At 44.6% G+C, this 25,876-nt stretch carries 26 protein-coding genes; 21 read left to right on the top strand and 5 right to left on the bottom strand.

From position 1 onward, the window contains the following. Positions 1-9 precede the first annotated feature (9 nt). From queD to ICN27_RS06915, 5 genes are all read left to right on the top strand, one after another. Positions 10-474 (top strand): 6-carboxytetrahydropterin synthase QueD, encoded by a 465-nt coding sequence (gene queD, locus ICN27_RS06935; RefSeq protein ID WP_215307783.1) that lies wholly within the window; start codon positions 10-12, stop codon positions 472-474. Positions 475-482: 8 nt separating this feature from the next. Beyond that, positions 483-938 carry a tRNA adenosine(34) deaminase TadA gene (gene tadA, locus ICN27_RS06930; RefSeq protein ID WP_215307781.1) on the top strand — a complete coding sequence of 152 codons (456 nt, stop codon included), beginning with the start codon at positions 483-485 and terminating at the stop codon, positions 936-938. After that, positions 935-1,879, top strand: coding sequence for an LD-carboxypeptidase (locus ICN27_RS06925; RefSeq protein ID WP_216269466.1), 945 nt, complete (start codon positions 935-937; stop codon positions 1,877-1,879). Before tadA ends, ICN27_RS06925 begins: the two co-directional genes overlap by 4 nt. 10 nt (positions 1,880-1,889) lie before the next feature. After that, positions 1,890-2,531, top strand: coding sequence for a heme-binding protein (locus ICN27_RS06920; protein ID WP_255535062.1), 642 nt, complete (start codon positions 1,890-1,892; stop codon positions 2,529-2,531). A 93-nt stretch (positions 2,532-2,624) separates the two neighbouring features. Next, the gene (locus ICN27_RS06915; RefSeq protein WP_215307777.1) at positions 2,625-3,035 is read left to right on the top strand and encodes a BLUF domain-containing protein; all 411 of its coding nucleotides are present in this window, start codon (positions 2,625-2,627) and stop codon (positions 3,033-3,035) included. Positions 3,036-3,292: 257 nt separating this feature from the next. On the opposite strand, the gene ICN27_RS06910 is transcribed toward ICN27_RS06915, so the two are convergent. Continuing rightward, positions 3,293-5,062, bottom strand: coding sequence for an ABC transporter transmembrane domain-containing protein (locus tag ICN27_RS06910; protein ID WP_216269465.1), 1,770 nt, complete (start codon positions 5,060-5,062; stop codon positions 3,293-3,295). A 226-nt stretch (positions 5,063-5,288) separates the two neighbouring features. On the opposite strand from ICN27_RS06910, the gene bchI reads away from it, so the two are divergent. Together bchI and ICN27_RS06900 are read left to right on the top strand one after the other, a co-directional pair. Next, positions 5,289-6,323, top strand: a complete 1,035-nt coding sequence (gene bchI, locus ICN27_RS06905; protein WP_216269464.1) for a magnesium chelatase ATPase subunit I — start codon at positions 5,289-5,291, stop codon at positions 6,321-6,323. Continuing rightward, positions 6,320-8,131, top strand: a complete 1,812-nt coding sequence (locus ICN27_RS06900) for a magnesium chelatase subunit D (protein WP_216269463.1) — start codon at positions 6,320-6,322, stop codon at positions 8,129-8,131. Before bchI ends, ICN27_RS06900 begins: the two co-directional genes overlap by 4 nt. A gap of 99 nt (positions 8,132-8,230) precedes the next feature. On the opposite strand, the gene ICN27_RS06895 is transcribed toward ICN27_RS06900, so the two are convergent. After that, positions 8,231-9,115 (bottom strand): alpha/beta fold hydrolase, encoded by an 885-nt coding sequence (locus tag ICN27_RS06895; RefSeq protein WP_216269462.1) that lies wholly within the window; start codon positions 9,113-9,115, stop codon positions 8,231-8,233. Between the two features lie 142 nt (positions 9,116-9,257). Here ICN27_RS06895 and ICN27_RS06890 point away from each other — a divergent pair, with 142 nt between their 5' ends. From ICN27_RS06890 to ICN27_RS06825, 14 genes are all read left to right on the top strand, one after another. Next, positions 9,258-10,163, top strand: a complete 906-nt coding sequence (locus ICN27_RS06890; RefSeq protein WP_216269461.1) for a polyprenyl synthetase family protein — start codon at positions 9,258-9,260, stop codon at positions 10,161-10,163. A 20-nt stretch (positions 10,164-10,183) separates the two neighbouring features. After that, positions 10,184-11,347: a methyltransferase gene (locus tag ICN27_RS06885; protein ID WP_216269460.1), complete on the top strand. Its 1,164-nt coding sequence runs from the start codon at positions 10,184-10,186 to the stop codon at positions 11,345-11,347. A gap of 80 nt (positions 11,348-11,427) precedes the next feature. After that, positions 11,428-12,378 (top strand): chlorophyll synthesis pathway protein BchC, encoded by a 951-nt coding sequence (gene bchC / locus ICN27_RS06880; protein ID WP_216269459.1) that lies wholly within the window; start codon positions 11,428-11,430, stop codon positions 12,376-12,378. Next, positions 12,375-13,382 (top strand): chlorophyllide a reductase iron protein subunit X, encoded by a 1,008-nt coding sequence (locus tag ICN27_RS06875; protein ID WP_215307760.1) that lies wholly within the window; start codon positions 12,375-12,377, stop codon positions 13,380-13,382. Before bchC ends, ICN27_RS06875 begins: the two co-directional genes overlap by 4 nt. A 14-nt stretch (positions 13,383-13,396) precedes the next feature. Further along, positions 13,397-14,920: a chlorophyllide a reductase subunit Y gene (bchY, locus tag ICN27_RS06870; protein ID WP_216269458.1), complete on the top strand. Its 1,524-nt coding sequence runs from the start codon at positions 13,397-13,399 to the stop codon at positions 14,918-14,920. Continuing rightward, complete coding sequence (gene bchZ, locus ICN27_RS06865; RefSeq protein ID WP_216269457.1) at positions 14,920-16,377, top strand: chlorophyllide a reductase subunit Z; 1,458 nt, start codon at positions 14,920-14,922, stop codon at positions 16,375-16,377. The genes bchY and bchZ overlap by 1 nt, the downstream gene beginning before the upstream one ends. A gap of 123 nt (positions 16,378-16,500) precedes the next feature. Beyond that, a complete protein-coding gene (gene pufB, locus ICN27_RS06860; RefSeq protein ID WP_046330418.1) occupies positions 16,501-16,647 on the top strand; it encodes a light-harvesting antenna LH1, beta subunit in 147 nt (48 codons plus the stop codon). 50 nt (positions 16,648-16,697) lie between these two features. Next, a complete protein-coding gene (locus tag ICN27_RS06855) occupies positions 16,698-16,919 on the top strand; it encodes a hypothetical protein (RefSeq protein WP_215307754.1) in 222 nt (73 codons plus the stop codon). 10 nt (positions 16,920-16,929) lie between these two features. Continuing rightward, positions 16,930-17,106 carry a light-harvesting antenna LH1, alpha subunit gene (gene pufA, locus ICN27_RS06850; protein ID WP_071608677.1) on the top strand — a complete coding sequence of 59 codons (177 nt, stop codon included), beginning with the start codon at positions 16,930-16,932 and terminating at the stop codon, positions 17,104-17,106. Between the two features lie 99 nt (positions 17,107-17,205). Continuing rightward, positions 17,206-18,030, top strand: coding sequence for a photosynthetic reaction center subunit L (gene pufL, locus ICN27_RS06845; protein WP_215307752.1), 825 nt, complete (start codon positions 17,206-17,208; stop codon positions 18,028-18,030). A gap of 32 nt (positions 18,031-18,062) precedes the next feature. Then, the gene (gene pufM / locus ICN27_RS06840; RefSeq protein ID WP_216861255.1) at positions 18,063-19,061 is read left to right on the top strand and encodes a photosynthetic reaction center subunit M; all 999 of its coding nucleotides are present in this window, start codon (positions 18,063-18,065) and stop codon (positions 19,059-19,061) included. Further along, complete coding sequence (gene pufC, locus ICN27_RS06835; protein WP_216269456.1) at positions 19,058-20,101, top strand: photosynthetic reaction center cytochrome PufC; 1,044 nt, start codon at positions 19,058-19,060, stop codon at positions 20,099-20,101. Before pufM ends, pufC begins: the two co-directional genes overlap by 4 nt. A 57-nt stretch (positions 20,102-20,158) precedes the next feature. Then, positions 20,159-21,718, top strand: a complete 1,560-nt coding sequence (locus tag ICN27_RS06830) for a phytoene desaturase (protein ID WP_216269455.1) — start codon at positions 20,159-20,161, stop codon at positions 21,716-21,718. Continuing rightward, a complete protein-coding gene (locus tag ICN27_RS06825) occupies positions 21,702-22,772 on the top strand; it encodes a phytoene/squalene synthase family protein (RefSeq protein ID WP_370624492.1) in 1,071 nt (356 codons plus the stop codon). The genes ICN27_RS06830 and ICN27_RS06825 overlap by 17 nt, the downstream gene beginning before the upstream one ends. Before the next feature lie 13 nt (positions 22,773-22,785). Here the strand turns inward: ICN27_RS06825 and ICN27_RS06820 are convergent, their stop codons facing one another. The 3 genes from ICN27_RS06820 to ICN27_RS06810 form a co-directional block, all read right to left on the bottom strand. Continuing rightward, a complete protein-coding gene (locus ICN27_RS06820; protein ID WP_370624491.1) occupies positions 22,786-23,616 on the bottom strand; it encodes a carotenoid 1,2-hydratase in 831 nt (276 codons plus the stop codon). A gap of 86 nt (positions 23,617-23,702) precedes the next feature. Continuing rightward, a complete protein-coding gene (gene crtD / locus ICN27_RS06815; RefSeq protein WP_216269454.1) occupies positions 23,703-25,196 on the bottom strand; it encodes a 1-hydroxycarotenoid 3,4-desaturase CrtD in 1,494 nt (497 codons plus the stop codon). Continuing rightward, positions 25,180-25,872, bottom strand: a complete 693-nt coding sequence (locus ICN27_RS06810; protein ID WP_216269453.1) for a spheroidene monooxygenase — start codon at positions 25,870-25,872, stop codon at positions 25,180-25,182. The genes crtD and ICN27_RS06810 overlap by 17 nt, the downstream gene beginning before the upstream one ends. Positions 25,873-25,876: the final 4 nt, after the last annotated feature.

Genomic DNA, 25,876 nt, shown 5'->3' with positions numbered 1-25,876 from the left:
AAACATAACATGACTGCAAAGCAAGAAGCTATTTCCATCACCCGTCGACTTGAGTTTGATTCAGGTCATCGCATTCCGAATCACGATGGACAGTGTCGTCACCTGCATGGTCATCGCTATGCAATTGAAGTCACGCTAACAGGGGTGATTGCAGATCATCCTGGTAAAGCGGATGATGGCATGGTCTTGGACTTTGGGGATATCAAGCGCCTTACCAATCAATATGTAGTAGAGCCTTGGGATCATGCGTTTCTGGTAGCTAAAGAAGATGCTGGATTAGTAAATTATTTAAATTCCATTCCTAACCACAAGACGGTGGTGATGGAGCATGTCCCCACTGTCGAGAACTTAGCCAGCGCAGCCTTTAGAGTATTGCAGCCAGTTTTTGAAAAAGCCTTTGATGGCCGTCTTAAGCTAGCATCTATTCGTCTTTATGAAACCCCCAATTGTTGGGCTGATGTTTCTCACTCATAAAAAGTAATATGCAAGCAGAGCTTGATCGTCAATTTATGCAGCAAGCTTTGGATCAAGCTAAGCTCGCTGCGGCAGCTGGTGAGGTACCTGTAGGTGCTGTATTAGTTCGAGATGGTCAAGTAATCTCAACAGGCTTTAATCGGCCGATTAGTAGTAGCGATCCTAGCGCCCACGCCGAGATGATGACATTGCGTGCCGCAGCTCAAATTGAATCAAACTATCGTCTGCCTGGCACAACTCTTTATGTCACGCTAGAACCCTGCACCATGTGTGCTGGAGCGATGCTGCATGCCAGGGTTGAGCGCGTGGTATTTGGTGCTGCGGATCCTAAAACTGGTGCTGCAGGCAGTGTGCTTAATGTATTCTCGGAAAAGCGGATTAATCACCAGACCCAGGTTGAAGGTGGCATCATGAACGAAGAGTGCGGGCAAATACTGCGCAATTTTTTTAAGGAGCGGCGTTGAAGTCAATTCATTTAATTGCCCCTTCTGGAGCAAGCCTTGATGTACGCAGCCCATTAGCTGGAATCGAGTGGCTTCAGAAGCAGGGTATTGAAGTTCTCAATTCCACCTGTGTAAGCCGAGTCGAACAACGTTTTGCTGGATCGGATGCTGAGCGTTTAGCTGAAATCAATCAAATCGCCACACTTTCTCCAGATAGTGTCGTTGTAGCTATGCGCGGCGGCTATGGATTGCATCGCCTCCTCCCAGGGATTGAGTGGAGTGCGATTAGTAAAGCTATTAAGAGTGGCATACAAATTTGTGGACACAGTGATTTCACAGTTTTTCAGTTGGGCTTGTTGGCTCAAACTGGCTCAATTACTTTGGCCGGTCCCATGCTCAATTTTGATTTTGCTTGCCAAGGCGAGCAGGGTGATGGCGTTACACCGAATGCATTTATGTGGGCGCATTTTCAGAAAGCAATTACAGAGCGTAAATTGGATTGCACTATCCGGGCTGCGCAACCCTTCTTAAGAAATCCTGCCTCAGGCCAAGCATCCGGAATGCTATGGGGTGGAAATTTAACCGTGTTGGCAGGTTTAGTTGGCACGCCTTACTTGCCAAATCAGCAGCAAACTCAAGGTGGGATTTTATTTCTAGAGGATGTGAATGAACATCCTTATCGAATTGAGCGGATGTTGATGCAATTATTGGATGCAGGCATATTAGCCAATCAAAGTGCCATTCTTTTGGGTGGATTCTCGTCCTATCGTCTTTATGATAATGATCGTGGCTATGAGCTAGCAACTGCCATTGAGGCGATTAATCAGCGTCTTCCAAAAAATATTCCGGTATTAACCGGCTTACCGTTTGGGCATCAAGCCGAGAAGCTTACTTTGCCAGTAGGTGCGCAAGCCCACATTCAATATGATGCATCGGGGTTTACTATTCACTCAGCTTGGTAAGTAATTAATCATGAACATTTCCATCTCCCGACTCTTAGTATTTCTGACCAGCATATTGATTGCGAGTACTGTAATGGCCACTGAAGAACCTCGATTTTCTATTATTGAAAAATCAGAACCTTTTGAACTTCGTTCTTATGCTCCTCAGTTGATTGCCGAGGTCAAAGTGGAGGGTGATTTAGACACAGCCTCTAGTCAAGGATTTCGTCTGATAGCAGCTTTCATTTTTGGTCAGAACCAAGTTAGTGAAAAAATATCCATGACTGCTCCAGTAGCGATTGAAACAGCACAAAGCACTAAGATTGCGATGACCGTGCCAGTAGGTATTGAGGCTAGTAAGGATTCTGCGAAAGGTGTGAGTCAATGGGTATTCTCATTTGTAATGCCCTCTGAGTACACTATGGCGACACTACCCAAGCCATTAAATCCATTGGTGAGTATTCGGGAGTTACCCGCACAAAGACGTGCGGCAATCACCTTTTCTGGTTTTTATAATGAAGCGAAAGTCCTTGAAAAAACAAAGGCATTGGAAGATTGGATCAAAAGTAAGCAATGGCAGTCAATTGGCAACCCCCAATTTGCCCGGTATAACCCTCCTTGGTCTATACCCTTCATACGCCGTAATGAAATCCTGATCACAGTTCGGGATTAATCGAAGGCAGCAATGGAGATGTAAATCTTTCGGGCACCTACTTTAGGGTATATGCCTACAGAAACTATCATTATTCCTCCATAGTATGGAGTGATGTCAAAACTCATGGAATTAACCTATGTCAGTGAGCCCGCTCAGGGGATGTCCTTTTTAGGTCTCATGCGGCTTCTCTATCATTCCTATTTAAGAAATCTCAGATTAGAAATTACTGGCGCACTCATTTACGAAAATAATCAATTTGGTCAGGTGATTGAGGGTCCCGAGGATGTGATTCATGCATTATGGGAAAAAATACAAAAAGATGATCGCCATAAAAATATTCGATTGATAGAGAAGAAAAGTATTGACGCTAGAAACTTTGAAAAGTGGACCATGGTGTTTCAAGGCGATAAAGAATTATTCAAGGGCTTGCCTGAGGTGAGTGCTGCCATAGATGAGGTTAACTTTCCAGTTGGTCACCCCCTGCTATTGGCCTTACGCGGTGAAGGTAAGAAACTGAATTAGTGAGCAGTTTTTCAGAGATGTGATCTGGGTGCCTGCGTCATTAAGCTAAATGCATTAATATGCATTAACTAATAGAACCTGTGTGCATAACAATGAATCAAAAACGCATCAGCTTGATACGCGATAAATCAAGAAATATTTACCTTACAGGCATCTTGATATTTACAGGCATTTTCTCAACGATCGCCGCTTGTGTCTGGTTTGTATCTAAACTCAATTTCTGAGCGTAAAGAGTAGCCCTCTATCGAGCTCTGATATTACAAATCCGTAAATTGTAATTTTGCTAGCTGTGAGTACAGTCCTGATTGGGCTATCAAACTTGCATGGTTGCCAGTCTCAATAATTCGACCATGTTCCATCACAATAATTCGATCTGCCTGTTTAACGGTAGAGAGTCTATGCGCAATCACAATAGTAGTTCTTCCTTTCATGGCAATTTCAAGAGCTTGTTGGACAAGCCTCTCTGATTCTGCATCTAGGGAACTCGTTGCTTCATCTAAAAGTAGTAATGGAGGATTTTTCAGTAGCGCTCTGGCTATGGCTATACGCTGTTTTTGTCCACCCGATAATCTGACCCCTCGATCTCCCAAAAAGGACTCATAGCGTTCTGGAAGTCTGGAGATGAATTCATCAACAGCAGCTTGCACAGCTACCTCATGTACTTCATCATCAGTCGCATCTTCTTTACCATAGCGAATATTTTCAAGTGCATTTTCAGAAAATATACTGATGTCCTGTGGCACAACACCAATTAATCTTCTCAAATCCGCTAACTTAAATTCTTTAATATCAACATGATCAAATTTGATGCAACCCGATTGGGGATCATAGAAGCGTTGTATTAATTTAAAGAGGGTTGTTTTTCCAGACCCTGAAGGGCCCACTAGAGCAATTTTCTCACCCGCCTTAATTGACAGATTGATATCAGAGAGCACGAGATTGGGGTTTGATGAATAAGCAAAGCTGAGGTTCTCGATCTGAACATGAATGGCTTTATCTGCACTCTGAGTCCTGATATGGGGTGTTAATGGGCTCACCACCTTGGACTGAGAGTTCAAAAGCTCTAGCAGTCGCTCTCCCGCCCCCATCGCCCTTTGAGTATCTCCAAGAACTTCAGATAGTGCCGCTATAGCACCGGCGACAATGACCGCATAAAGAAAAAACTGAGTGAGTTGACCGCCAGATATCTCCTGATTGCTGACGGCATAGGCGCCCAGCCATAGCACTAAGATAATGCTAGTAAATCCCAAAAGGATGGCAACAAAAGTCAGTTTTCCACGTGCAGCGCTACGATTTTTTGACGCTAAAAATGATTTTTCAATCGATTCATTGAAGACTTTGATTTCTTTTTCTTCATTTGCAAAAGATTGCACCGTAAAGATTGCATTAATCTTTTCTCCAGCGATTGCGGACGTCAGGGCGATTTTGTCTTGAGAGTTTCTAGAAAGTTGTCTAACTTTCTTCCCCATCAAAACGATGGGAATGACCGTAAGCAAGAGGGTTAATAAAATCAGTAGGGATAGCTCAATACTGGTAATGAACATCATCGCCATGCCACCAAGCAACAGAAATAGATTTCTTACTGCCATTGAAATGCTGGTACCTAGCAAGATTTGAATGATGGTGGTGTCATTATTGATTCGTGACAAGATTTCACCACTTTGCTGGGTTTCAAAAAACTCAGGACTTTGAGAAATGATATGGGAGTAGACTTTTTTTCGGATATCACAAGTGATTCTTTCTCCGAGCCATGAGACGATGTAATAGCGCAGAGAGCTAGCAAATGCCAAGACGACTGCCGCCCCAAATAAATTAATAAAAGTGCGGTTTATTTGGGTTTGGCTTGCCTCACTAAAGCCTTGGTCAATGATGGTTCGAAAGCACAGCGGAATGACTAGAGTTGCCCCAGCGGCAAGAATTAAGCTAATTGCTGCTAATAAAAGCTGTCTTTTATAGGGTTTTATAAATGGCAAAAGCGTTTTTAAGGCTTTTAGCTTATTGCTTGCTGGCATTTCGTTTTCAGGCATTGAGAGTTCTTTTATTGATGCATTGTGCTGGGTGCACTTTAGGGTATCGGTAATAGGGAGGATAAGTCCCTAGAAATGAGGCTTTCAGTTGCAGGAATAGGCTAAGCGCGTTTATTTCTGATGCTAACTATATGAAAACCCTCAAATATTGAGAGGTTCCGCACACTTTTAGTTACACTAATCTAAGTAAAATTAAAACTCAATACTAAACTGCCCTGGAATAACGATGGCCCTTAATTTTCCGTTCACAGCAATAGTCTCACAAGCTGAAATGAAGCTTGCCATCATACTCTGTACGATCGACCCTTCAATTGGTGGAGTACTTATTTTTGGAGATCGCGGTACAGGAAAATCTACTACCATTCGCTCCTTAGCTTCCTTGCTCCCGGAAATGAAATCGGTTGCTGCTTGCCACTATCACTGTGATCCAGACTCCACTAATCTGTGTACAGACTGCTTGGCTAAAAAAGCAAGCGGGCAAAAGCTCACATCACAGCTAATTCCCGTACCCGTAGTTGATCTCCCCTTGGGGGCAACTGAAGATAGAGTAGTTGGCGCCTTAGATATTGAAAAAGCGCTGACACAAGGAATCAAGTCATTTGAGCCGGGTCTGCTGGCTAAAGCAAACCGTGGCTATCTTTATATTGATGAAGTCAACTTGCTCGAGGACCACTTGGTGGATCTACTCATTGATGTTGCTGCCTCCGGAGAAAATATTATTGAGCGCGAGGGCTTGAGTATTCGGCACCCGGCACGATTTGTTTTGATTGGAAGTGGTAATCCTGAAGAGGGCGAACTTCGCCCCCAGATGCTAGATCGTTTTGGGTTATCAATTGAAGTGCGAACCCCTGCAGACTTTAAAGAGCGGGTATCGATTATTAAAAAACGTGATGAGTTTGAGCGTAATCCCGCACAATTTATTGCTCAATGCCAAGCAGAAGAGTTAGAGCTTAAGAAAAAAATTAGTAAGTCCAAAAAAATGCTGGATAAAGTTGAGGTTGATGACAGCCTTCTGGAGCTAGCAACCAAGCTTTGCGCACACTTGGGTACAGATGGCTTAAGAGGTGAGCTGACTGTGTTGAGGGCGGTAAGGGCACTTGCCGCATTCGAGGGCAAGAAAAAAGCAAACTTAGAGCACTTAAAGAAAATTGCTCCTATTGCGCTAGGTCATCGTCTACGCCGCAATCCACTAGATGACAGCAGCTCTAATGTGCGCATTGAACGTGCAATGCAAGAATTCTTTGCCGATACATCGAAGTGAATTCAGATCAAGTAGCGTGGTTTGATGCAAATATAGTTGCTGCGCTAGTAGCGATTAATCCTCGGGGGCTTAAGGGTATCTGCCTCAAGGGTCAGTTTGGTCCGGTGAGAGATGCATGGCTTAGTTATTTCTCAGATCTCTGTGCCCCGACAGCTCGCTTAATCAAGGCGCCTGCCAACCTAGTGGCAGAGCAATTAATGGGCTCCTTAGATATTGAAGCTACTCTCAATCAAGGTTCCTTAGTACTTAGTCAAGGACTTTTAGAGAAGGCTCAAGGCAACTTCTTATTGTTATCAATGGCTGAGCGCATGGATACTCAGGTGCTGGCGTTAATCTCGCAAGCATTGGATAGCGGCAATTTGCACGGTTCTGAATTTGGAGTAATCGCCCTAGATGAATCAGAAGCTGCGGGCGATAGGTTTAGCCCTAGGATGATGGATAGACTTGCTTTTGAAGTCTATCTCGATCAATTTTCTCTCGCTGACATGAAAGAAAATTTAGCGATTCATGCGGATGACATTCAGAGCGCCAAAACATTATTACCCCGAGTAGTTTGTAGTATTGATTTCATCGAGGTATTGACTAAATCAGCCCTCAAGATTGGTATTGGTTCTTTTAGGGCCAACCAATTTGCGGTGGAGACTGCTAAGACATTGGCAGCATTGCGCGGTTTACAGGAGGTTGGCCAAGATGAGGTTGTTGATGCAGCGCGCCTGGTCTATACCTTTTCCAAAATACTACATGCACCACCAGAGGCAGAGCAGCCAAATCAAGGTGATGGAGAAAACCCCAAAGATGAAGAGAGTCATTCTCAGAATCCAGAAAGTAATCGTCCTGAAGAGGATGTAGACAACAATCAAGAGCTTGAAGATCAGCAATCCAATCCCCAGCCACCATCTCAGGAAGAGCTCGAAGATATCGTAGTTGCTGCGGCTAAAGCATCTGTCCCCAAGGATTTCCTGGCTCAGTCTAAACAAGGCGCTCGTTCGACTAATGCAGCATCGCATATTTCTGGAAAATCTGGCGAGTCTCAAAATAGCTTTATCAGTGGGAGACCAATGAGTTCACGCAAGGGTCAACCAGGAGGTGGCCGGCGCTTGGATGTATTAAAGAGCATTCGAGCTGCGATTCCTTGGCAGCGTTTGCGCGAGAGACAGGTCAGCTCACAGCAATATAGTTCCGGAAAAAATAAAATCGATTTTCGGTCTGAAGATTTACATATAAAACAGTATCTAAAAAGACGGGGAACGGTCACCATTTTTTTAGTCGATGCATCAGGATCTTCTGCGACACAGCGCCTAGCTGAGGCAAAAGGGGCCTTGGAGCAGCTCCTGGCGCAATGCTATATTCGTCGTGATGAAGTGGCCATGCTGTCGATGAGAGGCTCCAAAGCGGAGTTAATTCTGCCGCCGACTCGATCACTTGTGAGGGCAAAAAGAAACCTAGCGACACTCCCAGGTGGTGGAGGCACCCCTCTGGCAGCGGGATTTAGAGCGGCAAATGAAATGGCTGTAGTGCTGAAGAGAAAAGGCTTAACCCCCATCATTGTCATCCTGAGTGACGGCAAAGCAAACGTGAATCTCAAGGGAGTGGGCGGTAGATCTGAGGCTCACAGTGATGCCCTGTTAGCGGCTAAAGAGCTGAGATTAAAAAATCACTGCGTTTTGTTTGTTGATACCTCGCCTCAGCCTGAAGTCTTGGCGCAAGAGCTTTCTGACATGATGGCTGCACAATATTTAGCTCTACCCTATAACGGCTCGGGCAAGATGATCTCGCATGCAGCTATACAGCTTGCGAGTGTTCAATAAGGTTTCTTTTGAGAAAGCTTACTCAAGACTTTCTTGCCTTTAAGGTAAGCATTCATAAAAAGTCCTAGTCCTATTGCAGCACCTAGGCATAGTCCAATATTAATCAGCGTGAACATGCTTTACCTCTTTTTCTGTTAGTGCGCCCATAATTAATTCAAGGGCTTGTTTTTCTGATTCCTCATGAAATAAATGTCCACCCTTTTTCTCTACGATATGAGGATTGATAAAGTCTTTTCTAATCACCTCACAGAGTTGCTTCATCGGAATCCACCCATCATCCTCTGTGACGATAAATGTCAATCTAGAGTTAATTTTCTTGCACTGATTGAGTAGGCTCGGGATATCCGCCCCAGCCATGAAGCTCATGGAACCATTGAGGTGATCTGCACTTTTGAAGAGTGTTTTATAGCGCTCTCTTTTTTCAGGCGGAAGGACTGATTTGGTCGAATCCAATAGGCTATCAATCATCTTTGTCTTTGGTAGCAAGTCAGATAACACGGCCGTAAAAAATGATGAGGTCACAATGGGATTGAGAAACGGAGCTATGAACTTGTTGTAAAAATTGGGTAAGCTAATGAGCGAGGGGTTTAGTCCAATAATCGTTTTTGGCTGTTTATTTTTTAGTGCGTAACTTAAGGCCAGCGTTGCTCCAGCAGAGTGCCCAACAATGCTGTCGAAATAATCAATCTTTAAAGCCTTCCTCAGGTCTGTAAGCCTGTCAGCCAATTGATCCAGGCTAAGTGTTTTATTGCCTAAGTTTTTTGTAAAGCCATGACCTGGCAGGTCCACTGCAATTACGGTGTAATGCTTTGATAGCTCTGTGAAGATTTGTCCCCAAGTATGTGCTGATGATCCAGTGCCATGAAGCAAAAGCAGATGACTTGGTGAATTTCCTGCAATTTGCACGTGCCAAAATAAATCCCCAACCTGAACTTCTTGGCTATAGGCGCTATTGGGCCAATCTTTTGGAACTCTTTTCATCATCCTCAGTAACTTACATTTAAAAATTAAGGGTTTACCCGAATAAATTGGTTTGACAGGCATCCAAATAGTGTCTATATTTTTTTACATATTAAATCGTATTCTTATTTTGACAAAGTAATTTATTCCTTTTAGGGGCCAGAACATGTCACCAATCAAGCATTTGGATAGAGCCTTAGAGCAAGCCTTGAAGTCACATGAGTCAGCAAAAGGCCCAGCTTTACTGAGTAAAGCCATTAGACATGCAGTGTTTCCTGGGGGTGCGCGCATTAGACCCCAACTCACCTTGGCAGTAGCACATGCTTGCGGTAACGATGATCCACAACTATCGATGGCAAGTGCAATTGCCATTGAGATGATTCACTGCGGATCTCTGGTGCATGATGATTTACCCTGCTTTGACGATGCAGAAATGCGTCGAGGTCAAACCTCGGTTCACAAAGAGTTTGGAGAGCGACTAGCGGTGCTTGCGGGTGATGCTCTGATTGTGATGGCATACCAAACAGTTGCTGCTGCTTCGAGAAGATCAGCGCAACGCCTAGCCCCAATTATTAAAACAATTTCTGAGGGAGTGGGAGCGCCCTTCGGAATTATTGCTGGCCAATCCTGGGAGTGTGAATCGCAAGCAGTTCTCAGTGACTACCAAAGATCAAAAACAGGAGCGCTGTTTGCCGCAGCAACAGCTAGCGGCGCACAAGCTGCTGGTGCTGATGCACAAACCTGGATGGGCTTGGGGGAATGGCTAGGTGAGGCCTATCAAATCGCCGACGATATTCGTGATGTATTGGGGGACGCTCAGTTTCTTGGTAAGCCAGCAGGACAAGATGAAGAGCACCATCGTCCAAGTTCTGCAAAAGAATTGGGACTCAATGGCGCTGTTGAACACTTTGACTCTCTCGTTGGTAAAGCAATACTTTCGATCCCAAGTTGTGCGGGTGATGTGGCACTTAAAAAACTGGTGGCATTTGAGGCGGAGAGACTACTCCCTTCATCCTGGTTCGAGCGTGGCGAGAGACAAATTGCGATAGCAACCCAAAGACAACTTGCCTAAACTCGAATCGTTTATTCAATATGTCCTTACTAGAATCATCTGCGGTCAATACAGGCTTTGGGGAATATAGCCTTTGGGACAAACTCTGTATCTATCGAGATAAGCTCATTGCAAATAGTCGTTTTCAAAATGCAGTTTCAAAAATCCCTTTTATCAATCGAATTGCAAAAAAAAGAGCCAATCAACTGTTTGATTTAATGGCCGGATTTGTCTATACACAAATACTGCTTGCTTGCGTTCGAATTAATCTATTTAACCTCTTAAAAAATGGCCCATTAGAAATTGGGCAGATAAAAAATAATTGCAGTCTTGAGTTGGGTGCGCTACAGAAGTTGCTCGATGGTGCAGTATCTATTCATCTACTAGAGCTGCGCTCTCACCAAAGATATGGCTTGGGTACACTCGGCGCCCCCATGGTTGGTAACACCGCATTGTCTGCCATGATCGAGCATCACACTGTACTTTATGAAGATCTTAAAGATCCTTTGTTATTGCTATCAGGTGGAATTAAAAATAAAAATCTAGAAAAATTTTGGCCTTATGTTTCTGAAGATGAAAAGGAACAAGAATCCTTATTGGATAAAGAGCGGGTAAAAAATTATTCAGATTTGATGTCGGCATCACTCCCACTAGTCGCCGACCAAGTAGTTGATGCATACGATTTTTCTAGGCACCAATGTCTTCTGGATGTTGGCGGTGGTCAAGGAACTTTTTTAAAACGAGTGCATCTGAATGCGCCTCACTTGCAGAGAAAACTATTTGACCTTCCAGGCGTAGCGGAGCTTGCACAAGATGGTTTTTTGAAAGACCAAAAACAAAAAGATATTCAAGTATTCGGTGGTGATTTTTTTAAGGATCCACTGCCTCATGGAGCCGATTTGATTACATTGATTCGGGTGATCTTTGATCATGATGATGCGCGAGTCAAAATTCTTTTACGTTCAATTTTTGAAGCACTCCCACCCAATGGAAAGCTATTGATTGCTGAGCCGATGGCTGATACCCCGGGGCATCCTGCAATGGGACGCGCTTATTTTGGTTTTTATCTACTTGCTATGGGTCGCGGCAAACCCAGGAGTATTTCTGAGATTTCGGCCCTGGCGATCGGTTCAGGCTTCAAAAAAGTGGAAGTTCTTCCCTCCAATATGCCGATTAACGCCCAAGTTTTGCTAATTAGCCTTTAATTAAGGGTAAATACTGATGTTCATATCCTATAATGTGTATAAATTAGTTTACATACAGCAAAGTAAATAAAAATATACAAATGCCAGGTCAACTTCATTCAACAGCAGTCTTACTAGAGTCTCCAGGCGAGCTTCGGTTGAAGCGTCTTTTGCTTGATGAGCCAAGGGATGAGGACGTAGTTGTTCAGATTGAGTGGAGCGGAATCAGCACTGGCACAGAAAAATTACTCTGGAATGGAACCATGCCTGATTTCCCTGGTATGGGCTATCCATTAGTGCCTGGATACGAATCTGTTGGCCGCATCACTAAAGTCGGTAAAAAATCCAAATTTAGCTTGAACCAACGGGTGTTCGTGCCTGGCGCTAAATGCTTTGGTGATGTGAAGGGATTATTTGGCGGTGCCTCTTCTCATGTTGTGGTGCCAAGCGATCGAATTATTGCCCTCCCAGAAACGATTGGTGAGGAGGGCGTATTGCTGGCTCTAGCAGCAACTGCATATCACGTGACTCAGGGTAAGAAGGCTTTGCAACCAGACCTGATTGTTGGGCATGGCGTACTGGGCCGCTTGATCGCCAGAATTGCGGTCATGTTAGGTGGCCACCCCGTTGTTTGGGAAATTAATTCAGATCGCATGGGTAAGGCTGATGGTTATACCGTCGTTCATCCTAGTGAAGATCAAGAGAGTAAATATAAAAACATTTGCGATGCTAGCGGCCAGGTGGACGTCTTAAATTCACTGGTTGGACAACTGTTGCCAGGCGGAGAAATTACCTTAGCTGGTTTTTATAACAAAGATATTCAATTTAACTTTCCACAGGCTTTCATGAAGGAGGCAAGATTCAGAATTGCCGCTCAGTGGGCGCCTCAGGATCTAGCCGATGTTAAACAAATGATCTCAAGCGGACACCTCAATCTGCGAGGATTAATTACGCATCACAGAACCCCAAGCTCAATTGGTGAGGCTTATCACACCGCATTTGAGGATCCAAACTGTCTCAAAATGATTGTTGACTGGAGAGAAGCATCATGAATGCGCCAAGCGTCCCAAAAGAAATTACGATTCAATTCGCAGCATTAAAGAAAGAAGCTGCTATCGAGCCTGATCAGGTTCATACCGGCGAGATCAAAAAAGAAACTCAAATCATTGCCATTTATGGCAAGGGTGGTATCGGTAAAAGTTTTACCTTGGCTAACCTGTCTTACATGATGGCGCAGCAAGGTAAAAAAGTACTGCTGATTGGTTGTGATCCTAAAAGTGATACGACATCATTACTCTTTGGTGGTAAGGCATGCCCAACCATCATCGAAACATCCTCAAAGAAAAAATTAGCCGGCGAAGAAGTCAAAATCGGTGACGTCTGCTTTAAGCGCGATGGCGTGTACGCCATGGAGCTTGGTGGACCTGAGGTTGGCAGAGGCTGCGGTGGACGCGGAATCATTCATGGCTTTGAAACCTTGGAAAAGCTTGGCTTTCATGACTGGGGCTTTGACTATGTATTGCTTGATTTCTTGGGTGACGTAGTTTGCGGTGGCTTTGGTCTTCCAATTGCTCGCGATATGTGCCAAAAGGTCATTGTGGTGGCAAGTAACGATTTGCAGTCTCTCTATGTAGCAAACAATGTTTGCTCTGCAGTGGAGTATTTCAGGAAGTTGGGCGGCAATGTAGGTGTCGCAGGTATGGTTATCAACCGTGATGATGGCACTGGTGAAGCCACCGCCTTCGCTGAACAAGTTGGAATTCCTATCCTTTCTGTTATTCCTGCAAACGACGATATTAGAAGAAAGAGTGCTAGTTACGAAATCATCGGTCGACCAGATTCACAATGGGGCCCACTCTTTGAAGAGTTAGCTAGCAATGTTGCAGAGGCGCCACCTGTAAGACCAAAACCAATGGCTCCAGATGATTTGCTAGGACTATTTTCTGCAAGCCAAGTCGGTAGAGATGTGGTACTAGAGCCCGCAACTATTTTTGACATGGTTGGCAAAAATGAAGTGATTAAGCCAACTCTCGAAGTCATTTATGACAAAGCATAGAGACTGAGAGCCAAATGAAATCATCTAAAGTAATTCCTATTCAAAATGCATCTGCCGATGTATCGGGGATTGCTTGCCACTCTGGCGCAGAAGGATTACTCGCTGCAGCAAAAAATGCTAGTAAGAGCGAGATCTTGGGGCAGTACGCTCAAGATTATCCAAAGGGGCCTCATGACCAACCGCAGAGTATGTGCCCTGCATTTGGATCTTTACGAGTTGGCTTAAGAATGCGTCGTACATCTACCATTCTGTCGGGTTCAGCTTGTTGCGTTTATGGCTTAACTTTTACCTCGCATTTTTATGGTGCCCGTCGCAGTGTAGGTTATGTGCCATTTAATTCGGAATCCTTGGTAACTGGTAAGTTATTCGAAGACATTCGTGAAGCAGTTTACAAAGAGGCTAACCCCGAGCTTTACGACGCCATTGTCATCATTAATTTATGCGTACCGACTGCTAGTGGTGTACCACTTCAATTACTACCAAAAGAAATTAATGGTGTTCGTATCATTGGTATCGATGTTCCTGGCTTTGGAGTTCCAACCCATGCCGAGGCAAAAGATGTTTTAGCTAGCGCTATGTTGCGCTATGCGCGGAATGAAATTGAAAGCGGACCAGTTCAAGCTCCTCGTAACGGTGTATCAGAGAAGCCAACCATCACTTTACTTGGAGAAATGTTCCCGGTAGACCCTATCAGTATTGGGATGATGTTGGAGCCCATGGATTTGGCTGTTGGAACTGTTGTTCCCACTAGAGAATGGCGCGAGCTGTATCAAGCGATGGATTCAAAAGTAGTTGCTGCTATTCATCCTTTTTATACAGCCAGTATTCGTGAGTTTCAGACTGCAGGCAGACAAATTGTTGGCTCTGCACCAATAGGATATGACGGTACAGCTGACTGGCTTGATGAAATTGGCAAGGCCTGCGGTGTCAGTGCTGAAAAAATTGGGAATGCAAAGTCAAAATTTCTACCAATGATTAAGGCGGCCTTAGATGCTAAGCCCATCAAAGGTCGAATTACTGTCAGTGGTTACGAGGGATCAGAGTTGCTGGTTGCTCGACTATTGGTTGAGAGTGGGGCAGATGTTCGCTATGTTGGAACAGCTTGTCCAAAAACAATTTGGAGCAGCAAAGACTTAGATTGGCTCGAATCCAGGGGCATACATGTCCAATACCGCGCTTCTCTTGAGCAAGACCTTGCTGCAATGAAAGAGTTTTCACCAGATTTAGTGATTGGTACTACGCCAGTGGTCCAAAAAGCAAAAGAATTGGCTATACCGTCCTTGTATTTCACAAATTTAATTTCTGCACGTCCGCTAATGGGTGCCGCAGGTGCGGGATCATTAGCCCAGGTTATTAATGCAGCTCTAGCTAACAAAGAGCGATTCAATAATATGACTGAATTCTTTGAAGGCGTTGGTACCGAGCACACAACTGGTGTGTGGGAAGACATACCGGTAGATCGCCCTGAATTCAAAGCTGAAGTTCGCCGTAAGTTAGAAAAGGCAATCGCTAAGCAAAAAGCGGAGGAGATGGGCTAATGCTAGTCATTGATCACGATCGCGCTGGCGGCTATTGGGGAGCTGTGTATGTTTTTACAGCTATCAAGGGGCTGCAGGTTGTCATTGATGGACCTGTCGGTTGTGAAAATTTACCAGTGACTTCAGTCTTGCATTACACCGATGCATTGCCTCCGCATGAGTTGCCGATTGTGGTTACTGGATTAGCAGAAGAGCAGCTCGGTAGAGAAGGCACAGAAGAATCCATGAAGCGGGCCCATAAGGTGCTCGATCCCAATTTACCAGCAGTAGTAGTTACAGGCTCTATTGCTGAAATGATTGGCGGCGGTGTGACACCAGAAGGAACTGGAATTAAGCGTTTCTTACCAAGAACCATTGATGAAGATCAGTGGCAGTGCGCAAATCGTGCCATGAATTGGTTATGGACAGAGTACGGCCTCAAAAAGATTCCAAAGCGCGAAAGAGCAGAGGGCGAAAAGCCAAGGGTCAATATTATTGGACCAGCCTATGGCAGCTTTAATTTATATAGTGACCTTGCAGAAATTAGACGTTTAGTAGAAGGTATTGGTGCAGAGGTCAATATGGTATTCCCATTGAGCTCTCATCTTGCCGATGTTGCCAAGTTAGTCAATGCAGATGTCAATATTTGTATGTATCGCGAATACGGACGTTTATTGTGTGAGACGCTAGAGCGCCCATATTTACAAGCACCAATTGGGATGCAATCCACTACAGCCTTCCTTCGTAAGCTTGGCGAACTTTGTGAGATCGATGTGGAAGGCTTTATTGAAAAAGAAAAGCACACAACACTCAAGCCAGCATGGGATTTATGGCGCTCTGTGACCCAAGATTTCTTTGGTACAGCCAGCTTTGCCATTGTTGCTAACGAAACCTATACCCGCGGCGTGCGAAATTTCCTAGAAGAAGAAATGGGTCTGCCTTGTAACTTTGCCGTCTCTAGACTGCCAGGCAATAAAACGAATAACGTTGAAATTAGAGAGCTAGTACAGAAAAAAACACCATTGGTTATGTTTGGTAGCTATAACGAACGGATGTACGGCAGCGAAGTGAATGCACGTTTTTCCTATATCCCCGCTTCCTTTCCTGGTGCGATTATTCGTCGGCATACCGGAACTCCATTTATGGGCTATTCCGGAGCGGTATATCTGATTCAAGAAGTGTGTAACTCACTATTTGATGCGCTTTTTCACATCCTACCTTTAGGCACAGAGATGGACAAGGTGGATCCAACCCCGGCAAGAATACAGAGCCAGATCGCATCCATTCCTTGGGAAGAAGAAGCCCAAGCATTAATGAATAAATTAATCAGTAATCAGCCCGTGCTCACACAAATATCAGCTGCAAAAAGAATTCGAGATGAAGCTGAGTTTGAGGCTCGCAAACAAAATATTGAAAGAGTGACAGTCGACTGTGTTCAAAAGTCAACGCTATCCCACATGAGTGGAGAGACAGTATGACTTTTGATAAAAGAAATTGCCTTATTAAAAGGCTAAACGTATATGGCGTAGTAAAGCTGTATCCCCAAATCTACAGGGGTGATGTAGAAAAGACCGTAAGGTCAGTTTCAAGGAGTAGTCATCATGAGTGAAAACAGATCTATATCTGGGCTTACCGATGCAGAAGCTCAAGAATTCCATGCATTTTATGTGCAAGGTTTGCTTGGATTTACTGCTATCGCAGTCGTCGCGCACATACTTGTATGGGCATGGCGTCCATGGTTCTTTTGATGCAGCAGTAAGTACATAGTAAATAGATTCAACTAAAAGGAGTGTTTTATATGAAGACCAATACGGATTTAATGAATAAGAATCATCTTCCCGATACATTGTCGTTCAAGATTATTTTTGTAATTAGCTATGTAGTGATCTTTATGGCGGCTCTCTTTTTGGTTGTATTGCCTGCTTCCCAGAAAGCGTGGTTATTTTCTGGATCTGATGGGGGGTCCTTCTTCAAATCAGTGGAATCAGGTGTTTACGGTTTTATGTCTTACTTAAATTAGGAGAAATATTATGTGGAGAATTTGGAAGTTATACGACCCACTACGTGCAATGGTTGCGCAAGGAGTTTTTCTCTTTGCTTTGGCAGCGATGATTCATCTCATTTTATTGAGCACTGTTCAATACAAATGGTTGGATGGTATGAGTCAAGAGCAGTACAAAGCAGCAATTTCTGCAGCGAAGAAGTAAGTAGATGTACCAACCGTAGACGAATTTCTAGAGATAGTGATTCGTCTACGCAATATTAATTAATTATGAGAAAAAATCTCATAGTGCAAGGAGCGCTAAATGGCCATGCTCAACTTTGAAAAGAAATACCGCGTACGCGGCGGAACGCTTATCGGTGGAGATCTATTTGATTTCTGGGTAGGCCCGTTTTACGTGGGATTTTTTGGTGTCACTACAGTCTTCTTTACGTTTCTCGGGACTGCAATGATTTTCTGGGGAGCCTCTCACGCAGGGGTATTTAATCCCTGGCAAATCAATATTGCCCCGCCAGACCTAAAGTATGGTCTTGGACCGGCTCCCATGATGGAGGGTGGACTTTGGCAGATCATCACGATCTGTGCATTGGGCGCATTCGGATCATGGGCTATGCGCGAGGTAGAGATCTCCAGAAAACTGGGTATGGGTCTTCATGTGCCGCTGGCCTTTAGCATGGCAATTTTTGCGTACTTTACCTTGGTGGTCATTCGTCCGGTACTGATGGGTGCCTGGGGATATGGATTCCCATACGGAATATTGAGTCACCTAGATTGGGTATCCAATACGGGTTATCAGTATCTGCACTTTCATTACAACCCGGCGCACATGATTGCGGTGACCTTATTTTTCACCACAACACTAGCGCTTGCGCTGCATGGCGCTTTGATTTTGTCTTCTACAAATCCTGCTCCAGGTCAGACTGTAAAAACCCCAGAGCATGAAGATACTTTCTTCAGAGACATTATTGGTTATTCAGTAGGAACCTTGGGAATTCATCGTCTTGGTTTATTCCTGGCATTAGCAGCCGTATTTTGGAGTGCAGTTTGTATCGTGATCAGCGGGCCTTTCTGGACAAAAGGATGGCCTGAGTGGTGGACGTGGTGGTTGAATTTGCCTATCTGGGGGTAGTTTTCAGCTGATTTAAATATGCGGAGAGCATCATGGAATATCAAAACTTATTTACTCAAACTCAAGTAACTGGACCTGCTAGTCATGGCGTGCCCATAAACGCATACGATATGCGTGAGCGAACTCGCTCAATTGGCTTTAGCCATTTACTGGGTCGTCTGGGCAATGCTCAGCTCGGACCGGTTTACCTGGGACGACTTGGTGTCGCATCACTTATCTTTGGCATGACTGCATTTTTCATCATCGGTATGAATATGCTGGCCCAGGTAGGATGGAATCCACTCCAGTTTGTCAAAAAACTGTTTTGGCTTTCCTTGGATGCTCCCTCGCCAAAATATGGTCTTAGCTTCCCACCTCTAAATGAGGGCGGCTGGTGGCTTATTGTGGGTCTCTTTTCCACGATTTCCATTATGTTGTGGTGGCTTAGAACTTTCCGTCGCGCACAAGCACTGGGTATGGGTAACCATGTTCCTTGGGCATTTGCTTCCGCAATCTGGTTATTTTTAGTACTCGGCCTCATTCGGCCTGTCTTAATGGGCAGTTGGAGTGAAGCAGTACCATTCGGAATTTTCTCCCACCTAGATTGGGTATCTGCATTTTCGATTCGCTACGGTAATTTGTTTTACAACCCCTTCCATATGCTCTCGATTGTTTTCTTGTATGGGTCTGTTTTGTTATTCGCAATGCACGGAGCAACTATTCTGGCGGTAAGCCGATTTGGTGGCGAGCGAGAAATCGAGCAAATTGTTGATCGCGGTACAGCTTCAGAGCGCGCTGCACTATTTTGGAGATGGACCATGGGTTTCAATGCAACCATGGAATCCATTCACCGTTGGGCTTGGTGGTTTGCAGTACTTACCCCGCTAACAGGTGGTATTGGAATCTTGTTAACTGGAACAGTAGTTGATAACTGGTATTTATGGGGTGTGAAGCACAACATTGCACCCGCTTATCCAGCAATATATGGAACAGTGGCAGATCCTGCCCTTACAGCGCCCGCTGCTCCAGTTGCTATAGGGGAGAAAAAATGAAAAACCTACGCCATAAATTAACAGTTGTATTGGGAATTCTCGGTATTTTGATGCTGACTGCATGCGAGCGGCCGCCAGTAGATTCAAAGCAAACTGGCTTCCGAGGAACTGGCATGGATCAGATCAATAATCCGAGAACAGATGCTCAACTGGCAAAGATTAATGAAATGCCCGCAGGGGTTCCAGCATCGGCCGATGGGCCTAAGGCTGGCGCTGTTTACAAGAACGTGAAGGTGCTCAATAACTTAAGTACCGCTCAGTTTGGTGCTTTCATGGTGTCGATGACATCTTGGGTTGCGCCAAAAGAGGGTTGCGCATACTGTCATAACGTTCAAAACTTTGCTGATGATTCTTTGTATACCAAGACTGTTGCTAGAAAAATGATCTTGATGAATCAAGAGATCAATGGCACCTGGAATAACCACGTGAAAACTACTGGGGTGACATGCTATACCTGTCACCGAGGTAATAACATTCCACAAAACGTTTGGTTTAATCCTGAAGAAAAGCGGGGCGGCAATATGCTCGGCAATGCTAATGGGCAAAATGATCCCTCAAGCAATGTTGGATACACTTCATTGCCAAATCAACCTTTTGGAAGCTATTTAACAAGTAAGTCTGGGGCTGCAAGAGTGATTGGTGATACCGCATTGCCGACTGGTAATAAGGCAACCCTGCAGAGCACTGAAAATGTGTACGGTTTCATGACTCACATGTCTACTTCTCTGAATGTGAACTGCACCTATTGCCACAACTCAAATAATTTCTCTAGTTGGGAGCAAAGTACTCCACAGCGCGTTCAGGCTTGGCACGGTATCCAAATGCTGAAGGATGTTAATACGAATTTCATTAGCTCCTTAACGGATGTATTCCCAGCAAATCGTTTGGGACCTACTGGTGATGTAGCCAAGGCCAATTGCGCAACTTGCCACCAAGGAGTGAATAAGCCTCTATTAGGAAAAAGCATGCTGCAAGATTATCCATATCTCGTACCTGCTAAGACTAAGCCGAGCGATAGTATTCATAGCGCTAAGAATTGATGTAGACCCCCTCTTATTCATCGGGAGTAAGAGGGGGATTTCACTAAAGGAAGTGTGATGGACCAAAAGGTCGATCTATTTAAGATTCCGGAACAAATCACAACCTTTAATGACGGCCATCATGCTGAACGTGTGCTAGTTATAGGTTCGGGATTTGGGGGTCTAGCTTCCGCCATTCGCATGGCAAAAAAAGGCTATCAAGTGCAAGTATTGGAGCGACTTGAGAGTCCAGGGGGTAGGGCATTCGTTCATAAAAAGAATGGCTTTACCTTTGATGCTGGCCCTACCATCATTACTGCCCCATTTCTGCTGGAAGAGTTGTGGGAGATGTGCGGTAAAAAAATGGCTGACGATGTTGATCTTCGAGCCATGGATCCCTTCTACCAAATACGATTTGCCGATGGACGGATCTTTAATTACACCGGCGATTTAGAGCAAATGAAGCGGGAGGTCAGTAAATTTAATCCCAAGGATTTACCGGGTTATTTACGCTTTCTGGAAGATGCTAAATACCGTTATAAGTTGGGTTTTGAAGAGTTAGGCGATGTCGCCTTTGATAGTCTGGCCGATCTTGCAAAGGCATTCCCCAGTCTGATCAAAATGCGGGCATGGGAAACTCTCTACAGCTTGGTAGCCAAGCATATGAAAGATCCTCAACTCCGAGAGGTCATGAGCTTTCATCCTTTGCTCATTGGCGGTAATCCATTTTCAGTAACAGCTGTCTACGCCTTAATTAATTCCTTGGAGAGTAAGTGGGGCGTACATTCAGCGATGGGTGGCACTGGCGCCATTATTAAAGGATTGGTAGGTTTGCTAGATGGGCTTGGTGTCTCAATTCGTTATAACAGCACAGTTAAGAAAATTAATATCGTCGATCGTAAGGTCACGGGCCTTACCCTAGAGAGCGGTGAGGTAATTTACGCCGATAAGGTGGTATCCAATGCAGATACTGCGTGGACTTATAAAAATCTCATTGAGCCGAAGCATAGAAAGATTTGGACAGATAGAAAAATAAACAATGGGAAGTATTCCATGAGTTTATTTGTTTGGTATTTTGGAACCAAGAAACAGTATCCACAAATCCCGCATCACATGATGTTGCTTGGCAAACGCTATAAAGAATTACTAGAGGATATTTTTAAACGTCATCACTTAGCAAAAGATTTCAGTCTTTACTTGCATCGACCGACTGCTACCGACACTAGTCTGGCACCAGATGGCTGCGACACATTTTATGTTTTGTCTCCCGTACCCCATTTAGATAGTGGAACGGATTGGAAAAAAGAGGCTGAGCCCTATAGGCAGGCTATTGCCAAAATGTTGGAAGAGACAGTTTTACCTGGCTTAGAAGAAAATCTTGTGGAATCCTTTGTGATGACTCCGGAGGATTTCAAAGATAGACTCTTATCATTTAAGGGTGCTGCATTTGGACTGGAGCCACTCCTAACCCAAAGCGCTTGGTTTAGACCGCATAATCGTAGCGAAGACATTGACGGTCTGTATATGGTTGGTGCCAGCACCCACCCTGGTGCTGGAATACCTGGAGTGCTGTCTTCAGCAAAAGCCCTTGATTCCTTAATCGAGCCCGTCAAGGTTGCAGGTGGCCGTGCACGATAGAGCGATTACCGCTGAATTTGGATTTCAGCAAGATCTCCAGACTTGCGAAGATCTCATGAAAGAAGGCTCTAAGTCATTCTTTTCCGCCTCGCGCATATTGCCCAGCAAAATACGAGATTCCGCAATTGCCCTGTATGCTTTTTGCCGACTATTGGATGATATGGTGGACGACCCCTATGCTCCAGATGATGTCATCAAACAAATTGAGCATCGACTCGATTGCATTTATGCGCAGAATCCCGCTGATATCCCTGCAGATAGGGCGCTAGCCTTAGTGGTTGAACGATTTTTGATTCCCAGGGAATTGCTAGAGGCTCTGGTTGAGGGATTTAGGTGGGATCGCCATGGTAGGCAATATGACACGATAGAGGAACTCTGTGATTATTCGGCAAGAGTAGCCTCTACCGTAGGAGTCATGATGACTTTAATCATGGGGGTCAGAGATCGCGCTGTCTTAGAGAGGGCATGCGAGCTCGGATTGGCAATGCAACTAAGTAATATCGCCAGAGATGTTGGTGAGGATGCAAAAAATCACAGACTCTATCTTCCAAAGCAATGGCTTCAAGAGGAGGGTATTGATCCGGATCAGTGGCTACTCGATCCACAATTCAGTCCTGCATTATCCAGAGTAGTTAAAAGACTGATTACTTACGCGGATGACCTTTACAACCGTTCATCCTTTGGATTTTCTGGCTTACCGCGTAACTGTAGGTCAGCAATTGCCGCTGCTAGCTTTATTTACTCGGAAATCAGTCGCCAGGTGGAGCGACAAGCCTATGATTCAGTCTCCCGACGTGCCGTAGTCTCTAAAAAGAGAAAGCTACTCTTACTCGTTAAGGCTTTTAGAACCGCTATTTTTACTGCAAAGCCAGACCGTAGCTTTAGTCAGATTGCCTCTATTCAGTTTTTGGTTGATGTCGTCAGGCCAGAAGAGCCTTACGCTCATTACACTGGAAGTGTCGAGGAAAGATTAATTTGGGTTGTAGGACTACTTGAAAAAGTCGAACTCCGAAAAACAGCAAGCTATCATGCTAAGGCTCAGCAGCAAGCCTAAAAACCCGATTAGCTTAAAAAATCATTGTCGGGTTTCTAGGCATTCTCCAAGGCAACATGAGTTGCACAATATTGGACTTTAAGCGATTCACGTTGAGGGTCTCATGCATTGAAATGACTTCCTCCCCAAGTAGGTGGGATTGGATTCTGGAGCGCGCATAAAACGGGGTATCTTCGTAGGTATTTAAGAGCTCAATTGACTGAGACTTTTCTGTGCGCATATTTCTTTTGATGCCCCAGCCAGTTTTGCGTAGAGAGACTCTCTCGGGAGCTGCAAAGGGCTCAACTGTGCCATCGAGATTAAATTTGGAGGCAATGATGCGCTCGACGCCATTGCTTTGACGGACATCGTAAATAACAGCTGTACTGCCGTCCTTAAGATGTGCTCTAGACCAATCCCATTCGCTAAACGATTGGCTGACTGCCTCATCGCCTTCATTCGAGTCAAAATAGGCGCTTCCTTTCCAATGCAAATTGGGTTTGGTAAAGGAGACTTCGACCCTTGCCGATGGAGAGATCGGCCCCCAGCGATGCTTTCCAAGATCATCTAATGCAACAACCTGATTAAAGAGTTGATCTGGATATACCTTAATTGTGCCCTCTACCTTTTGCCCCAGTAAAGGCACACGCTCTTTAATATTGATTGTTAATACATCCTTTTCCCAATGTAAATGACTGGGGCCAATCGTGAAAGTATGTTCTGTTCTCTTGATTGCATTCTGAGCTCGCTCAGTCATGGTCCAGTATTTTGAATTCGGTGCGTAAAGCGCAACATTAATAGCGCAGTAGTCATTTGCGTTGGCAGGCTGTTTTTTATTAGCCCAAGCGTAATAAGGCGAGAACACGCTGCCGACAAATGCAATGATGCTAAAACCATAAAGACCATCATCACTCAGACCATCGATATACCACCAGAGATAATTGCCTGGATCTACCGCTTGGTCAAACCGAGGTGTTCCATTAGGGTTGCGGCCACCAAGCGACCGGACATAGCTGCCATGGGAACTCCCGGACCCGGATGGGTACTTCCCCCCGTCAGTAGTAGATTGCTGATTTGAGATTGAGAACCGAGCCTCTGGAATGAGCTCATCCATCCATGGGTTGCTTGACCATAAAGAGCTCCCCCACGACCTGGAAAGAGTTTGGCGAATTCTTGAGGGCTCGTTCGAGTCATTTCCAGATTCTGAAGCTGAAGACCATATTGGCTCATGAGTGAAAAGATTTTTTGCTCGCATCGATCTATTTCCTTTGTATCGTAGGATGAACTGCCACCATTTGCTGGTGCATTGACCAGGCAAAACAGTCGTTCATGTGAGTCGCTCTCGATCGCATGATCCGTTCTATCTTGAGCACATATATACACCGTCGGATTTTCTGGAATCTTATTCTGAGAAAAAATATCCGAAAACTCATTGCGGTAAGGTTGATTAAAGAAAACGTTGTGTCTGACCAGTGGAAAGCCAGATGCTTTTACTTGCATTGACCAAGTGACTGCAGACAGGGAGTCTGTCTGTTGAAGATTTTTAGGAATTGCTTCACTAGCTGGTTGACCCAGTAAGCCATGCTTTAAGGCGTTAATGTCGCCATTGAAAATCAGGTAATCACATTCAAGATATTCGCCGGAAGAGAGTGATACACCTTTTACTTTATCCCCGGCAATATCCAATGATTGGACTTCAGCGTTGTATCTAAAGTTGCATTGTTTCTTTTGGGCTAAGCGTGCAATGACCTCGGGGATTTTGATCATCCCCCCCTTAATAGACCAAACGCCCTCCATTTCGACTTGGGCAATCAAAATTAGAGTTGCGGGAGCTAAATAGGGTGATGAGCCACAGTAGGTTGCATAGCGCCCAAATAATTGGTGTAGACGAGGATCCGGAAAGTAGCGCTCCAATGCTGACCATAAGCTACTAAAGGGGCCAATATCCCAAAGCACTTTACTTTTTGCTAGCCCTAAAGAGGACATCATTCCCATCATGCTGGGGCGAGGGGACTCAATAAAAGGCGTTTTAAGTGCCTGGTATACCTTTTTTGCTGTTTTACAAAACTGTAAAAATTGCCTTGCTTGTTCTGCTCCACTAAATTGACCGATAGCATCAGCACTTTTTTGGCTATCAGCGTAGAGATCTAAGTAAGCATCACCCCAACTATGTCTTGCGAGAATGTCAAGTGACTCAAGTTCAAATTCTGCATCAAAATCTTCTCCGCAATCTGAAAAGAGTTCTTCAAAGACCCATTTCATCGTAAAGACGGTCGGACCAGAATCAATAAAAGAATTACCTGCTTGTACTTGGCGAATCTTTCCGCCTGGCCCTGCATTCTTTTCGATCACCGTAACATCGAGACCTTGATGAGATAGCGCCAAGGCGGCACTAAGACCGCCGACACCTGCTCCAATAATCAGAACCTTAGGCGATGTCAACATACTTACCTTGCCATACACCTTGAGCTGAGTTGACTACAAAGCGCGTAAACATGGATTCTGAAAAATAATCTTTACCGTATGCAGCTTTAATAGCAGCGAGGTGCGCCCCTTCTTGTGCATAGCGATCTAGAGACTGCTCATCATTCCAGATGGTAAATGTAGCTTGGCGAAGGTAGGGCGCTTCGCCAAGTCCAGCAGTTAGTATTTTTCCAGATGCGTGCTTAATAGAATCTTCAGCAGGTTTTGCCTTACTCCAAAACTGCATCGCTTTAGTAGGTCTGATTGAGGCCCGAGTGAGGGATGCAATAGGTCCGCTAATGGGTTTTTGTACCAAGTCTTGAATTGAAAATGTAGACCACGAACCACGACTTGAATATGCCTGAAGTGTGGCGGTAAACATTTCACTGGAATGATCTTGATATGCACGCACGATAGAAGCTTTCTTTAAGAAAGCGCCCGCATTTTCTGGTTCATCAAATATACAAAAGAAACCTTGTTTTGTGAGGCTTGGTTTTGTGCTAAATCCCCCATTAAATCCAGAGCCCAATACTTTGCAGAACTGAAGTCCGGGCACTCCAGTGAAGGGATATTTACCCAGAATATAGCGTGATAGTCCCCATCCACCAGAACCAGCAGCAATATTAATTAAAGCTAATACTGCTGTCTGATTAGTCATGAGA

This window comes from Polynucleobacter sp. Nonnen-W13 (assembly GCF_018881735.1).
GTDB lineage: Bacteria > Pseudomonadota > Gammaproteobacteria > Burkholderiales > Burkholderiaceae > Polynucleobacter.
The sequence above is the reverse complement of the archived record's forward strand: the minus strand, read 5'-3'. Positions and strand labels throughout refer to the sequence as shown.